The sequence below is a fragment of the Methylobacterium sp. NPDC080182 genome (assembly GCF_050281105.1).
GTDB lineage: Bacteria > Pseudomonadota > Alphaproteobacteria > Rhizobiales > Beijerinckiaceae > Methylobacterium.
On the sequence record NZ_JBNNWO010000001.1, the window covers coordinates 441836 to 454559 of the forward strand.

At 73.1% G+C, this 12724-nt stretch carries 16 protein-coding genes; 5 read left to right on the plus strand and 11 right to left on the minus strand.

The genetic code is table 11. The features are described 5' to 3' along the window. Position 1: 1 nt before the first annotated feature. From ACQKQD_RS02235 to ACQKQD_RS02260, 6 genes are all read right to left on the minus strand, one after another. Positions 2-865, minus strand: coding sequence for a WecB/TagA/CpsF family glycosyltransferase (locus ACQKQD_RS02235; RefSeq protein ID WP_427507371.1), 864 nt, complete (start codon positions 863-865; stop codon positions 2-4). Continuing rightward, positions 858-2333 (minus strand): GumC family protein, encoded by a 1476-nt coding sequence (locus ACQKQD_RS02240; RefSeq protein WP_427507372.1) that lies wholly within the window; start codon positions 2331-2333, stop codon positions 858-860. The genes ACQKQD_RS02235 and ACQKQD_RS02240 overlap by 8 nt, the downstream gene beginning before the upstream one ends. A 280-nt stretch (positions 2334-2613) precedes the next feature. After that, a complete protein-coding gene (locus ACQKQD_RS02245; RefSeq protein ID WP_427507373.1) occupies positions 2614-3801 on the minus strand; it encodes a glycosyltransferase in 1188 nt (395 codons plus the stop codon). After that, positions 3798-5774 carry a glycosyltransferase gene (locus ACQKQD_RS02250; protein ID WP_427507374.1) on the minus strand — a complete coding sequence of 659 codons (1977 nt, stop codon included), beginning with the start codon at positions 5772-5774 and terminating at the stop codon, positions 3798-3800. The genes ACQKQD_RS02245 and ACQKQD_RS02250 overlap by 4 nt, the downstream gene beginning before the upstream one ends. A gap of 86 nt (positions 5775-5860) precedes the next feature. Then, on the minus strand, positions 5861-6907 hold the full coding sequence (gene selD, locus ACQKQD_RS02255) for a selenide, water dikinase SelD (protein ID WP_427507375.1): 1047 nt from the start codon (positions 6905-6907) through the stop codon (positions 5861-5863). A gap of 62 nt (positions 6908-6969) precedes the next feature. Next, a complete protein-coding gene (locus tag ACQKQD_RS02260) occupies positions 6970-7689 on the minus strand; it encodes a cytochrome c biogenesis CcdA family protein (RefSeq protein ID WP_427507376.1) in 720 nt (239 codons plus the stop codon). 208 nt (positions 7690-7897) lie between these two features. On the opposite strand from ACQKQD_RS02260, the gene ACQKQD_RS02265 reads away from it, so the two are divergent. The 3 genes from ACQKQD_RS02265 (at position 7898) to ACQKQD_RS02275 (ending at position 9086) form a co-directional block, all read left to right on the plus strand. Further along, complete coding sequence (locus ACQKQD_RS02265; protein WP_056531711.1) at positions 7898-8407, plus strand: hypothetical protein; 510 nt, start codon at positions 7898-7900, stop codon at positions 8405-8407. Between the two features lie 129 nt (positions 8408-8536). Continuing rightward, on the plus strand, positions 8537-8860 hold the full coding sequence (locus ACQKQD_RS02270; protein WP_012322287.1) for a hypothetical protein: 324 nt from the start codon (positions 8537-8539) through the stop codon (positions 8858-8860). Positions 8861-8948: 88 nt separating this feature from the next. Next, the gene (locus ACQKQD_RS02275) at positions 8949-9086 is read left to right on the plus strand and encodes a hypothetical protein (RefSeq protein WP_020090654.1); all 138 of its coding nucleotides are present in this window, start codon (positions 8949-8951) and stop codon (positions 9084-9086) included. Here the strand turns inward: ACQKQD_RS02275 and ACQKQD_RS02280 are convergent, their stop codons facing one another. Then, positions 9087-9329: a hypothetical protein gene (locus ACQKQD_RS02280; RefSeq protein ID WP_020090653.1), complete on the minus strand. Its 243-nt coding sequence runs from the start codon at positions 9327-9329 to the stop codon at positions 9087-9089. Positions 9330-9497: 168 nt separating this feature from the next. Between ACQKQD_RS02280 and flaF the strand changes: the two genes are divergently transcribed. After that, positions 9498-9869, plus strand: a complete 372-nt coding sequence (flaF, locus tag ACQKQD_RS02285; RefSeq protein ID WP_091679159.1) for a flagellar biosynthesis regulator FlaF — start codon at positions 9498-9500, stop codon at positions 9867-9869. 13 nt (positions 9870-9882) lie between these two features. Here flaF and ACQKQD_RS02290 read toward each other — a convergent pair whose 3' ends face one another. After that, positions 9883-10296 carry a flagellar biosynthesis repressor FlbT gene (locus ACQKQD_RS02290; RefSeq protein ID WP_056531717.1) on the minus strand — a complete coding sequence of 138 codons (414 nt, stop codon included), beginning with the start codon at positions 10294-10296 and terminating at the stop codon, positions 9883-9885. Positions 10297-10446: 150 nt separating this feature from the next. Here ACQKQD_RS02290 and ACQKQD_RS02295 point away from each other — a divergent pair, with 150 nt between their 5' ends. Then, positions 10447-11223 carry an SDR family NAD(P)-dependent oxidoreductase gene (locus ACQKQD_RS02295; RefSeq protein WP_427507377.1) on the plus strand — a complete coding sequence of 259 codons (777 nt, stop codon included), beginning with the start codon at positions 10447-10449 and terminating at the stop codon, positions 11221-11223. 85 nt (positions 11224-11308) lie between these two features. Here the strand turns inward: ACQKQD_RS02295 and ACQKQD_RS02300 are convergent, their stop codons facing one another. From ACQKQD_RS02300 to pgsA, 3 genes are all read right to left on the minus strand, one after another. Next, on the minus strand, positions 11309-11539 hold the full coding sequence (locus ACQKQD_RS02300) for a hypothetical protein (protein WP_020090649.1): 231 nt from the start codon (positions 11537-11539) through the stop codon (positions 11309-11311). Positions 11540-11755: 216 nt separating this feature from the next. Further along, entirely contained in the window at positions 11756-12007 is a 252-nt protein-coding gene (gene moaD, locus ACQKQD_RS02305) for a molybdopterin converting factor subunit 1 (RefSeq protein ID WP_029357972.1), read from the minus strand. 54 nt (positions 12008-12061) lie between these two features. Beyond that, positions 12062-12661 (minus strand): CDP-diacylglycerol--glycerol-3-phosphate 3-phosphatidyltransferase, encoded by a 600-nt coding sequence (gene pgsA, locus ACQKQD_RS02310; RefSeq protein WP_020090647.1) that lies wholly within the window; start codon positions 12659-12661, stop codon positions 12062-12064. Positions 12662-12724: the final 63 nt, after the last annotated feature.

Below are 12724 nucleotides of genomic sequence, written 5' to 3' on the forward strand. Positions count from 1 at the left end.
GTCAGCCGGCGCGCCGCCGGAACTGGTCGCGCGCGGCGAGGCCGATGAAGCGCCACGACTTGATGAAGTAGCGCCGGAACAGCCGGCGCGGCGCCTGCAGGAACCGGTAGATCCACTCGAGCCCGAGGCGCTGCATCAGCCGCGGGGCGCGCGGCAGGAACCCGGCGGCGACGTTGAGGGCGTCGCCGACGCAGAAGACTACCGGCTCGCCGAGCGTCTGCCCGTGGCGATCCACCCAGATCTCGGATTTGGGCGCGCCGACGCCCATCACCAGCAGCGTCGTCCCGTGGGCGCGGATCCGCTCCGCCAGGGCGCGGCTGTAGGCCGCGTCGTGCTCGAAGCCGAAGGGTGGCACGGCGCTCGCCACGGCGCCGGGCGGAAGGCCCGCTGCCTGCAGCCGGGTCGCCAGCGCGTCCGCCGCGTCCTGTCGGGCGGAGACGAAGAAGACCCGCCGCGCGAAGGCCGGCGGGTCGGCCAGGACGCAGCCCAGGAGGTCGTGGCCGGTGATCCGGTGAACGGGCTGGCCGCACGCCTTCCGGGCCAGCCAGACCAGCGGCATCCCGTCGAGGGTCCGGGCCGCGGCGCGCGCGTAGGCCTCGCGGAACGGCGCGTTCTCGCTGAGCTGGACGATGTGATCGACGTTCGCCGTCACGATCATGCGCGGGCGGCCGTCACGCCGGGCCGCGACGTCGGCCACGAGGGTCGCGGCGGGACCGGTGTGAAACCGGTAGCCGAAGAGTTCGACGGTCGCGCCCGTCTGCGGCGATCCGGACGCCGCGGGGGCCGGGGCGCTCACCGTGTGTGCCTCCCCGAGGACCGGATCCATAGCGCTCAGGTAGAGGCTGATCTCGCCGATGTCACGCATCGGCGGCCCGGAAGCTCGCGGCCGGCCGGGTGGCGGCGCGCAGTTTGCGGCGACGATCGCTGTCGGCGCCCAGCATCAGGGCGATGCCGCCGCCGAGCAGCAGGCCGAGGACGAGCGCCACCGGCAGGACGATCTTGGGCGAGGGCGGGAAGGTCCGCTGGCGCGCCGGCACCGCGGCCGAGATGATCCGGACGTTAGTGGTGTTGAGCCTCTCCTGCTCGCTCGCCTCGCGGGCCCGCTTCAGATAGGCCTCGTAGATGCCGCGGCGGGCGTCGAGGGTCCGCTCCAGCTCGCGCAGGCCGACATAGGCCCGGTCGCTGGACGCGGTCTCGTTCTTCACCCGGTCGAGATTGGCCCGGATCGCCGCCTCGCTGGCGGCGGCGCGGTCGTAATCCTTCTGGGTCGTCTCGATGATCCGCTCCTTCTCGCGCTGGATCAGGCGCTGCAGGTCGCGCTGCTGCGCGTACTGCTCGGCCATGGCCGGGTGGCGCTCGCCGAGGCGGGTGGCGAGCTCCGCGGTGTTGCGGGACAGGGTGGCGTATTGCTGCCGCAGGGCCTGCATCTCCAGGCTCTGCAGCATCTCCGGCAGGGCGGTGCTGGGATCCGACGAGCGCATGCGGCGCGCCTGCTCCAGGCGCGACTTGGCCTCAGCGGTCTTGATCGAGGCGGTGACGAGCTGCTGGTTCAGGTCGCCGAGCTGCTGGTCGGTGAGCAGGCGGCCGCTGGCGGCCACGAGCTTGTGATCCTCGCGGTAGCGCACCACGGCGCTCTCGGCCTGCTCGACGTCGCGCTTGAGGCTGTTGAGCCGGCCCGCCAGGGCGTCGGAGGCGCGCCGCGCGGTCTCGGTCCGGGCCGCTGCCTCCTCGGCGAAGTAGGCGTCGCCGACGGCGTTGGCGATGCGGGCGGCCTTCTCGGGATCGCGCGACTGAACGGAGACGTCGATCACGAAGGTCCGCTCGGCCCGCCGGACAGTGAGCCGATTCTGCAGCGTGTCGAGGGCTGTGAAGACCGGGTCGCGGCTCGCCGGCGGGGGCAGCATGCCCAGCGCGCCCTTGATCCAGGTGAGGGTCGGGTTGTTGCCGTCCGGCAGCACGAACTCGTCGTCCTGGTCGAGGTGGAGCTTGGTGATCACCCGGCGCAGGACGCTGTCGGACTGGATCACCCGCACCTGGCTCTCGGCGATCGACACGCCGCTGTCGGCCTGGGGCTGGCGCGCGTTCACGTCGTTCTCGACGACGCGCAGGTCGCTCGGATCCACCAGGATCTGGATGCTCGACGTGTAGCGGGGCGGGATCAGGCCGAGGAGCGCCACCGCGACGGCGACCATGAACAGGCCGCCCAGCACGATGAAGCCGCTGCCGCGCCACAGCCGCCGCAGGATCACGCGGCCGTCCGTCGGCGGCGCGACCTGCGGCAGCACCATCCGCACGGGCCGTTCGCCGCTCATCCGCGTCGAGAAGTCGAACATACGCCTCGCTCCCTGACCTGCCTCGGCGGAGACCGCCGCCCGTCACCCGCCCCGTCGCCCGTTCCCTTTCTGACCAGCTCCGTGCCGATCTGGAACAGGTGCCCGCCCGAGGCGCTGCCTTCTTCGGGAGCCCAGCAATCAACATACCGGACCAGTAGTGTCGCCCCGATGCGGCACTTGCTTCAGGAAGCTGGCAGATATCGCTTACAGATGCAGTCCTGACTGTCACGACAATCGGGCGTGAAAAGTTCCCGATTTGTTGGGGACTACGCAGGTCGCCTCAGGCGGTGCCCGAGTGTGCGACAATTGACTCCAGCGCATCGTAAGCCGCGGGATCGCCGGCCAGGAAGCGCAGGAAGCGCGCGCCGTCCTCGGCCGCGATCGCGTTCCAGCGCGCCACGTTGGCCCGACTCATTCCGGCGGCGCGGGCCAGGGCGCCGTCGCGGATCCAGCCGGCGAGGGCGCCCGCGGCCGCGTCGGGCTCCTCCGGCCGGATCAGCAGGGCCGACGCCCCCAGGACCTCCCGGAACACCGGGTCGTCCGGCGCCACCACCGGAAGGCCGCCGTGCTGGACCTCCAGCAGCGGCAGGCCGAGGCCCTCCGCCTTGGAGGTGGAGACCAGCAGGTGGCACGACCCCGCGAGGGCGCGCAGCTCGGCGTCGGCGAGGTACCCGTGGCGGTGCAGGAACGGCGGCGGTGCGTCCAGGAAGGCGTGCTGTCCCCAGCCGACCCGGCCGACGAGGTGGAGCTCCGCCGGGATACCGGCACGGATGAGCGCCGCCGTCAGCGCGAGGGTCGCCGGATAGTTCTTGCGCGGCTCGATGGTGCCGATGGCGAGGATGCGCAGCGGCCGGCCCGGCGCGTAGGCAGCCGGTCCCGGCAGGTGCGCGAGCCCGAAGGCGTCGCGGACGGGGGGGCGCAGCAGGGCGACGCGGGCGCGTCGGGCGCAGAGCGCGCGCACGTCCGCCCCGGTGGTGCGGCTGTTGACGAACAGGTTCGGGCACCAGCGCAGGGCCAGGGCGAAGCTGGGGCTCATGTAGAGCCGGCTGCGAAGGCTCAGATCCTCCGTCCGCGTGAGCAGGAAGGTGTCGTGGACGTAGAGCAGGCAGCGCGACGCCGCGACGGCGCAGAGCGGCCCGGGCGGGAAGCCCGGGAACAGGAACAGGGCGTCCCGATCCATCAGCGCCCGCGCCGGCAGGCCGAGCTGCTGCGCGGCGACCATGCCGGGCAGGGAGCCCGCGGTCACCGGCCGCACCGCGTGCGGGGCGAGCCGGTCCGGGGCGAACAGGTCGAGGGTGACTCGCTCGATCCCCGTCACGTGGGCGCGCAGATGGGTCTGATCGAGGTAGATCCGCCGCCGAGTCGGCGCCGCCCGCGCGCCGCCCGCATTGTCGCCGGCCACGTCGTCGGCCACGTCGCCGGCCACGCCGCCCACCGTATCGCCGGCCCTGTCGCCGCGGGCCGTCACGTGTGGCTCCGGCGCAGCGCGCCGGCGAGGTAGAGGCACCGGCGCACGAGGAGCGGCATCCGACGCCCGAAGACCATCTGCTTGGCCCGCCGCAGCCGACGCACGAGCGGGCGCGAGACCGCCGGGACGGTGCCGGCCGCGCCCGCCCGCAGGTTTGCCGCGAAGGGGAAGTGCCCGAGCATCCCGGGGGCGAAGCGCGGGCCCGTCGGCGCGCTCGGCAGCCCGTGACGCCGGAAGACCGCGTCCAGCGACAGCGCGGAGGCGGCCGGGCTGTAGCGGCTCTCCAGGGCGATGCGCGCGAAGGCGCCGAGCCGCGCGCGCGCCTCGCTGTCGCCGACCAGCGCCGCCAGCGCCTCGGCGAGGGCGCCCGGCCGCACCGGTACGAGGCGGCCCGACACGCCGTCGATCACGGCCGAGGTCAGGCCGGAGGTGCGGTAGGCGAGCGTCGGCACCCCGCACAGGCCGGCCTCGATCGGCGTCTGCCCGAGGGTCTCGTGACGGCTGGCGGTGACGTGGAGGTCGCAGGCCCCGTACCACGCGGCCAGGAGCGCCTCGTCGGCGATGAGGCCGGGCGCGTACAGGTTCGCGACGCCGAGCCGGGCCGGGTCGTCGAGCCGGCCGACCGCCACCACGCCGACGCCCGGGCCCGCCACGGCCTGGAGCGCGGCCCGGAGATCGGCGAAGCCCTTGTCGGGCCCGTCGACGATGACCGAGGAGACGAGGATCAGGACGTCGTCGGCCGGCAGGCCGAGCGTGCCGCGCAGCGCCGCGCGATCGCCGGGCCGGAACACGGCGGTCGGGAAGGCCAGCCGCACGGGCTCGATCACGCTGCCGGGCGGGGCGAGTTCGCGCGCCCGCGCCAGCGTCCAGTCGGAATTGGCCAGCAGCCAGGGCGCGGAGGGTCGCGTCGGGGATCCGGGCGCGGCGCCGGCGAGCACCGCGCGCTTGCGCTCGTGCATCCCGGCGATCCGGCCGGGCGCCAGCTCCGGGTACTCGTCCGGGCCGGGGCAGGCGGCGTCGCAGCCGGACGCGGCGCGCCCGCAGTCGCGGGGGTGGGCGCACCGGCCCGTCAGGGGGAAGAGGTCGTGCAGCACGAGGCCGACCGGACCGCGCCGCGCCAGGCGGCCGACGACGTCGAGGCTGCGGGTGGCGCCGTGCAGGTTGCCGGCGAGGACGAGATCGGGGGCGGCCGCCGCGACCGCGGCCTCCGCCCGCGGGAAGTCGTCGCGCCACTCGGCGGCCTCCGGGCGTCCGCTCAGCGTCACCTCCGCGACCCGGTGGCCCGCGAGCGTCAGCGCCTCGGCGAGGCGGCGCTGGGCCACGCCCGCGCCCCCGCGGGTTCCGGTCCCGGTCAGCGACACGATCGACAGGCCGGCGGCGGGCGGGGGCGGCGGCGCGTCGAGCCTGTGGACCAGGATCGGGCGGCCGATCAGGCTCCGCCGATCGGCGGGGATCGCCGACCAGGCGGAGGCGGCGTCGAGCGTCCCGTCGGCGTCGATGATCGCGTGCGCGAGGGCGTCCCGCCGCCAGAGGATCCCGCCGTCCGCGGCCCCGGGGCCGTCGAGGCCGCGGACGATGTCGTCGAACAGGACGCGCAGCCCCGCCACCGCGTCGGCGCCGGTGAGCGCGGCCTCCAGCGCCAGGGCGGTCAGCGCACCGGGCGCGAGCAGGTCGCCGGCGCGGAGCCAGAACAGGTGCTCCGGATCGGGAACCGACAGGATGCGCGCCGCCGCGGCGCGGCCGGCCGCCGGGTCGAGCAGGTCGTGCCGCAGTTCCGGGTAGCCCTGGCGCAGGACCGACGCGATGGTCTCGGCGAGCGCGGCACCCGCGCCGGCCACCGTGACGACGCGGATCCGCGGCCACGGACGCCCGTCGGGGAGCGACGCGGGACGGGCCGGCGCGCCGGCGCTGCGCCCGAACGGCCAGCCGGCGACGCCGTGGGCGGGCGATGACATGTCTGCGGCGTCGGTCACGGCGGCTCTGGCGGCGGCTCGGGTCTCGTGCGGGGCGGCAGAGTGGACGGGAAGGTTGAAGATTGCCTCTCGGGGCGGGCGGCCCGTCAGGCCGACACGCGGATCCGCGCCGGACCGGCCTCGATCCGGCCGATCCAGGCCGCCGCCGGGTAGCCGGCCGCCCGGATGCGCGCCAGGATCGCGTCGGCCCGGTCGGCCGAGCAGGTCACCAGCAGCCCGCCCGAGGTCTGCGGATCGGTCAGGAGATGGCGGCGCCACTCGGGGAAGTCGGCCGGCAGGTCAACCGCCTCGCCGAACGCCGCCCAGTTGCGGTGCGAGGCGCCGGTGACCGCGCCCGCGCGCGCCAGCGCCTCCGCCTGCGGCAGCAGGGGAAGGGCGTCGGCCTCGAGGGTGAGCGTGAGGCCGGCGCCGCGGGCGATCTCCAGGCCGTGCCCCAGGATGCCGAATCCGGTCACGTCGGTCAGGGCGTGCACGGCGGGCTCGGCGGCGAGATCGGTCCCGATCCGGTTGAGCAGCGTCGTGGTCGCGATGAAGTCGCGGTAGCCCGCCTCGTCGAGGGTCGCCCGCTTGATCGCCGCCGAGTAGACCCCGACCCCGAGGGCCTTGGTGAGCAGGACGGCGTCCCCGGCCACCGCGTCGGCGTTGCGCCGCACCGCCTCGCGGCGGCAGGTCCCGATCACCGCCAGACCGTAGATCGGCTCCGGCGCGTCGATCGAGTGGCCGCCCGCCACCGGGATGCCGGCCGCCGCGCATTGCTCCGCGCCGCCGCGCAGGATCCGCGCGACCACCTCGGGGTCGATCTTGCCGAGCGGCATCCCGAGGATCGCCAGCGCGAACAGCGGCCGGCCGCCCATGGCGTAGACGTCCGAGATGGCGTTCGTCGCGGCGATCCGGCCGAAATCGACGGGGTCGTCCACCATCGGGGTGAAGAAGTCCGTGGTGGCGATGAGGCAGGTGCCGTCCTCCAGCTCCCACACCGCCGCGTCGTCCGCGGTCTCGTTGCCGACGAGGAGCCGCTCGAACGGGCCCGCCGCCGGCTGCTGGGCGAGGAGCTGGCGCAGGGTGGCCGGATCGAGCTTGCAGCCGCAGCCGCCGCCGTGGGCGAGACTGGTCAGGCGGGGGGCATCGCTCATGGCCGAACTCCGTTCCGGATAACCTGGGGTCTTCGCGGGGTCTTCGCCGGGTCTTCGCGGAGTCAGTAGCGCGTCGTCACCGCGTTGAGCCAGTCCGGCGAGGCCGCGACGGCCGCGGCCTCGACCCGCTTGTCGAGGCCCGTCAGCACCAGCAGCCCGAGCACGACCATCACGGCGCCGAGCGCGGCCTTCGCGGCCCGGCCGGCCGCGGCGAGGCCGCCGCGCCAGCGCAGCAGCGCCTCGCGGGAGACGAGGCCCAGGAGCATCAGCGGGGCCGCGGCGCCGATCCCGAAGGCCAGCATGGTCAGGGCGACGCCCCCGAGATGCTCGCCCCGCGCCGCCATGAGCGAGGCCGCCCCCAGGGTCGGTCCCACGCAGGGGCTCCAGGCCGCGCCGAGCAGCAGGCCCACGGCGAACTGGCCGGGCAATCCCCCGGAGCCGACGCCGCCGAAACGGTCCTCCACCCAGGCGCCGACCGGGCCGGCCGCCGTCGCGACCCGGGCCTGGAGCCGCGGCAGCATCAGCACGGCGCCCAGGAGCACCAGGAGCACCGCGCCGGTGCGCCGGAACACGTCGCCGTCGAGCCCGACGGTGAAGCCGATCGTCGCGACGAACAGCCCGATGGCCGTGAAGGCGATGGCGAGCCCGGCCGCCAGAGCCACCGGACCCAGGCGATGCTCGGCCGCCGCCGTGCCGAGCACGATGGGGATCAGCGGCAGCACGCAGGGCGAGAGCACCGAGAGCAGGCCGGCCAGGAACGCGAACCCCAACGTTCCCAGCATGCCCCGTGCCCCTCCGCTCGCGCCTCGCCCGACGAGGCTTCGACCCTGGCGCGCGAGCCGTCAACGCGCCAGGCGGACGCGGGCCGGCGGGAACAACGCGGCCGCGCGCCGCTTTCGGCGGCAGTCCGGCGGCGTTGCCGGGCGAGGCGCCGAGGAAAGCGTCGAGGAAGGCGCCCAGGAAGGCGCTGAGGCGAGGCGGAGCGGACCGGTGACCATCTTCTTCACGGGCGACACGCATTTCGGCGATCCGCGGGCGCTGCGCTTCGACCACCGGCCCTACCCGGATCTCGAGGCCCACGATGCCGGGCTGATCGCGGCCTGGAACGCGACGGTCGCGCCCGGCGACACGGTCTGGCACCTCGGCGATTTCGCCCTCGGCCCGAGCGGTGACCGGATCCGCGCGATCCTCGCCGGACTGAACGGCGAGAAGCACCTGATCGCCGGCAACAACGACGGGCCGGACACGCTCACGGCGCCCGGCTGGGCGTCGGTCCGGCACTACGCGGAACTCGCCGTCGAGGGGCGGATGGTGGTGCTCTGCCACTACGCGTTCCGTACCTGGAACGGCATGAGCCGGGGCGCGCTGAACCTCCACGGCCACAGCCACGGCAAGCTCAAGCCGATGCCGAAGCAGTACGATGTCGGCGTCGATCCGATGGGTGCGGCCCCCGTGCCACTCTCCGCAATCCTGACCTCCCGACTGCGCCGGAAGCGGTGATTCGGGGCGGAACTTTCACGTCAGCTTCACTGTTTCAGCGGACAGAGAAGGAGTGGACCTGAGCCGCTCCGAGAAGCCCGGCAGGACCGCCCGCGGATCTGCCATCACAAACCGTGTGTGAGTGTTCCCGTGAGTGCCAAGTCGGTCACTCTGACCCGCTGCCTCGCCAGCCTCCTGGCAGGCCTCGCCCTGACTTCCGCCGCGTCGGCCCTGCCGTCCTGCATCGAAGCCCAGCGCAAGGTCGACGAGGCGAACGCCCTGCGCTTCCAGGCGCGTCAGGAAGCCCGCCTGGGCAACCATGACCGCGTCTGCGACACGCTCGACGAGGTGGGCGACCGCTACGACGATGCCCGCGACGCGTTCGAGCGATGCGGAGAGGGCGTCGTGGCCATCGACCTCCGCAGCGAGCTGCGGGGTCTGCGGATCGCCAAGAAAATCAACCGCTGCGACTGACCGGGTGCGCGATCGCACCTCGGCCGTCCCGTTCCTGAAGCATCACCCCGATACGCGCGACGCTGGTCGCCGAGAAGGTTCTGCGCCGATGACCCCCGCCACGCTCTCGAACGACATCGAGCCCACCGTCACCCGCACCGGTCCGTCCTTCGCGGCCGCCCTGTGCGGTTTCGTCAGCACCACCGTCGCCACGACGATGCTGCTCATGCTGATCGGTACGTTCTGATTAGGGTGCGACCGACCAGAATCTCTGGCGGTTGAACAGCATCTCCTGGGAGCCGATCTTCGGGGTCGGCTCCGTCCTCCGGCCGCAATCGGGTTCGGCCGGTTTCGTGACCGCCGCCAGGGTCGCCGGCGCCACCGGCACGAGGCCCAGTCGGGACTGCACTTCGGGTTGCCGTGCCGCCGCGATGGTCAGCACGCAGGCGATCAGGCCGCCGGCAACAGTTCCGAGAACGAAATTCAACATCGGGGTTGGGGTCCGGGGGCCGGTTCCTTTCGGCCGCACAGCGTCGTCGATAACCAACCCGGCGGCATCATGGCGGATGCGGCGCTCACGCGCTTTTAACTCCTGATCTGCGACAGCTACGCGCTAGCTTGCCTCAGTGGCAGGCCCGACGACGGGGCTGGACCGCCGATGAACTACGCCGCCAACGCCTACGCCAAGACCTCCCACAGCGCGCTGTCGCCCCGCGAAGCCGAATCCGCCGTGCTGCTCAAGGCAGCGCAGAAGCTGATCGGCGCCAGCCAGGGGCTCACCAGCGGCGACGCCGGGCGCATCAACGAGGCCCTGTCGTTCAACCAGCGGGTCTGGACGCTGCTGACCTCCGAGGCGACGTCCGCGGAGAACCCGCTCCCCGCCGACGTGAAGCAGGGCGTCGGACGCCTGGGCGTGTTCGTGCTCCAGAGCTGCATCGACACGATGATCGCTCCCACGCCAGAGAAGATCGCCACGCTGGTGTCGATCAACAATCACATCGCCGCCGGCCTGCAGGGCAATCCCGGCTGAGGCCGCGTACCGCTCAGCGAGCCGCCGCGGCGTCCGGCACCTCGGCCGGCGATTCGGCGCCGGCCGCCTCCCACTCGACGAGCTTGCGGCTCAGCTTGAGCGACCGGTAATACTCGCCGGCCTCGACGGCCTGGGCGATCGCGGCGATCTGCCCGGCGGCGGCCGGCGCGAGTCCCAGCAAGTCCGTGGCCTGCCGGAAGAACAGGTCGATGCCCTGCGTCGGGTCGTCGGCGAGGTAGATAACCGTCAGCGTCAGGTGGAGACGCTTGCAGGCCGTGTCGGCCTCGCTCTCCGTGATGATCTCGCTCTCCCGCAGGAACTTGCACTGCGTCTCGATCAGGAAGGTCGAGCGACGGTCGCCGTTGCGGAGCAGCGCGCCGTTGATGATCAGCCGCTCGAACGGCTTGAGTTCCAGGCGCAGGGGCATCGGGTGTTCCTTTCTAGAAGACCCGGCGATCTCATTCGCGAACCGTTAACGTTTCGCGAATGGGGGACGGCCGCGCCGCCGTTGCCGCGGGTGGCCACCGTGATAAACTCGGACAAATTCCGGCCGGGCGAGCCACGTCGAGGAGGGTCGATGACGGCGACGGGCGATCAGCGCGCGCGGTATCCCAGCCTCGCCGGCAAGCGCGTCCTCGTGACCGGCGGTGCCTCGGGCATCGGCGAGGGGCTGGTGGAGGCCTCCGTCGGGCAGGGCGCCCGCGTCCTGTTCTGCGATATCGCGGACGACGCGGCCCGCGCCGTGGTGGCGCGCCTCGCGCCCGGCGCCGCGCACGCCCCGCTCTACCGGCGCTGCGACCTGACCGATATCGAGGCGGTCCGCGCGCTGGTGGCCGAGGCCGACACGGCCCTCGGCGGGCTCGACGTCCTGATCAACAATGCCGGCAACGACGACCGCCACGCTCTCGCGGACGTGACGCCCTCCTACTGGGACGACCGGATGGCGGTGAATCTGCGCCACCTGTTCTTCGCGGCCCAGGCGGCGGTCCCACCCATGCGCCGCGCCGGCGGTGGCGTGATCCTCAATTTCGGATCGATCAGCTGGCATCTCGGGCTGACGGAGATGCCGCTCTACCAGACTGCCAAGGCGGCGATCGAGGGCATGACCCGGGCGCTCGCCCGCGACCTCGGCCGCGACAACATCCGGGTGGCGGCGATCGTGCCGGGCAACGTTCAGACGCCCCGCCAGGAGCGATGGTACTCGCCGGAGGGCGAGGCGGAGATCGTCGCCGCGCAGTGCCTGGACGGTCGGATCCAGCCGGCGGACGTCGCCGCGCTGGTCCTGTTCCTGGCCTCGGACGATGCCCGGATGTGCACGGCCCACGCGTACTTCATCGACGCGGGCTGGCGCTAGGACCGGCGCCGGGCAACGAAGCGGCCGGGCAAAGGATCGGCCGGGCGGAGGCGTCGACGGCTTCGGCCCGGCCCGCTCCCCTGCCTCAGTCGCAGGTCTCCTTCTTGACGGTCTTCGAGTCGCCCATGTCGTTCTCCTTGCGCACCGTCTTGGTGACGCAGCCGTCGCCGTGGTCGTGGACGGTCACGGACTTCGACTCGGAGGCCGGGCGGTCGACGACGACGGCCGGGCGGTCGCGCTCGATCACCGTGGTCTGGGCCTGCGCGGCGGCGCCGAGGCTCAACAGGGCGGCGGTCGCGAGCAAGGTCATGCGCATGCTGAAACTCCAATACCGATTTCGGTAGCGGATAACGGCAATGCCAGCTTGGGCGTTCCGCGGCGTGTCGCGTCCTGAGGCGGGCCGAACCCGTAGAGAACTTGGCTCGGCCCGCGCGCCGTTCGGCATGAGGTGCAGCCGGAGCGACGGCGCCAATGACCGCGGAAGCCGACTCGAAGCAACCCCGGCGAACTACGTGCGCGGCGCGGCCGGGTCTCAGCCGCCGGTCATCGGCGGGAAGAAGGCGATCTCGCGGGCCCCCGCGATCGGCGCGTCCGGCTTGGCGTGGGCCCGGTCGATCGCGGCGCGGACGACGCCGGGATCCTCGAAGGCGTAGGCGTATTCCTCGCCCCGGCCCCGGAGCCAACCGACGAGATCGGCGACGGTGGCGACCTCCGGCGGCGGCGCCAGCTCCTCCTCGGAGCGGCCGATCCGCTCGCGGACCCAAGCGAAATAGACGAGCTTCATCGCATCACCGTACCGGAGACAGGGCAGGGACCGCGCGTCCCGGAGACGGATCCCTCAGCGCGGATCGTCGATGACGTGCTTGATCCCGGCCCGCATGTAGTCCCACCCGGTCCAGAGCGTGAGCGCGGCGGCGAGCCACAGGAGCGTCAGGCCGATCGGCTCGGTTCCCGGGAGCACCGTCTCGCCCGCCGGACCGGCCACCAGGAAGCCGAGGGCCAGGAGCTGCACGGTGGTCTTCCACTTCGCGATCCGGCTGACCGGCACGCCGACCTTCAGCTCCGCCAGATACTCGCGCAGGCCGGAGACCAGCACCTCGCGGCACAGGATCACGATGGCCGCCCAGATATTCGAGCCGACGATGGTGTGGTCCGCCGCCAGCATCAGCAGGCACGCCGAGACCAGGAGCTTGTCGGCGATCGGATCGAGCATCCGGCCGAGCGCCGAGCTCTGGTGGTAGGTGCGGGCGACGTACCCGTCGAGGTAGTCGGTGATCGCGGCCGCGACGAACACCCCCAGCGCCGTCCACCGCGCCGTGTGGGATTCGGGCCAGAACAGCAGCGCGACCATCACCGGCACGGCAACGAGGCGCCCGTAGGTCAGGCAATTCGCGAGCGTCCAGGCCGGCGACCGTCGTCGGGGAAGGACGGCGTTCATCGGAGGGGTGAAATCAGAGCGGGGCCCGGGCGTCAACGCCTCAGATTCCGCCGCGGCCATCGC

Coding starts and splice junctions, on each gene's coding strand:
- ACQKQD_RS02235 (WP_427507371.1), bottom strand. CDS start 865: ATGCGTGACATCGGCGAGATCAGCCTCTACCTGAGCGCTATGGATCCG.
- ACQKQD_RS02240 (WP_427507372.1), bottom strand. CDS start 2,333: ATGTTCGACTTCTCGACGCGGATGAGCGGCGAACGGCCCGTGCGGATG.
- selD (WP_427507375.1), bottom strand. CDS start 6,907: ATGAGCGATGCCCCCCGCCTGACCAGTCTCGCCCACGGCGGCGGCTGC.
- ACQKQD_RS02260 (WP_427507376.1), bottom strand. CDS start 7,689: ATGCTGGGAACGTTGGGGTTCGCGTTCCTGGCCGGCCTGCTCTCGGTG.
- ACQKQD_RS02275 (WP_020090654.1), top strand. CDS start 8,949: ATGACCCCCGCCACGCTCTCGAACGACATCGAGCCCACCGTCACCCGC.
- ACQKQD_RS02280 (WP_020090653.1), bottom strand. CDS start 9,329: ATGTTGAATTTCGTTCTCGGAACTGTTGCCGGCGGCCTGATCGCCTGC.
- flaF (WP_091679159.1), top strand. CDS start 9,498: ATGAACTACGCCGCCAACGCCTACGCCAAGACCTCCCACAGCGCGCTG.
- ACQKQD_RS02290 (WP_056531717.1), bottom strand. CDS start 10,296: ATGCCCCTGCGCCTGGAACTCAAGCCGTTCGAGCGGCTGATCATCAAC.
- ACQKQD_RS02295 (WP_427507377.1), top strand. CDS start 10,447: ATGACGGCGACGGGCGATCAGCGCGCGCGGTATCCCAGCCTCGCCGGC.
- ACQKQD_RS02300 (WP_020090649.1), bottom strand. CDS start 11,539: ATGCGCATGACCTTGCTCGCGACCGCCGCCCTGTTGAGCCTCGGCGCC.
- moaD (WP_029357972.1), bottom strand. CDS start 12,007: ATGAAGCTCGTCTATTTCGCTTGGGTCCGCGAGCGGATCGGCCGCTCC.
- pgsA (WP_020090647.1), bottom strand. CDS start 12,661: ATGAACGCCGTCCTTCCCCGACGACGGTCGCCGGCCTGGACGCTCGCG.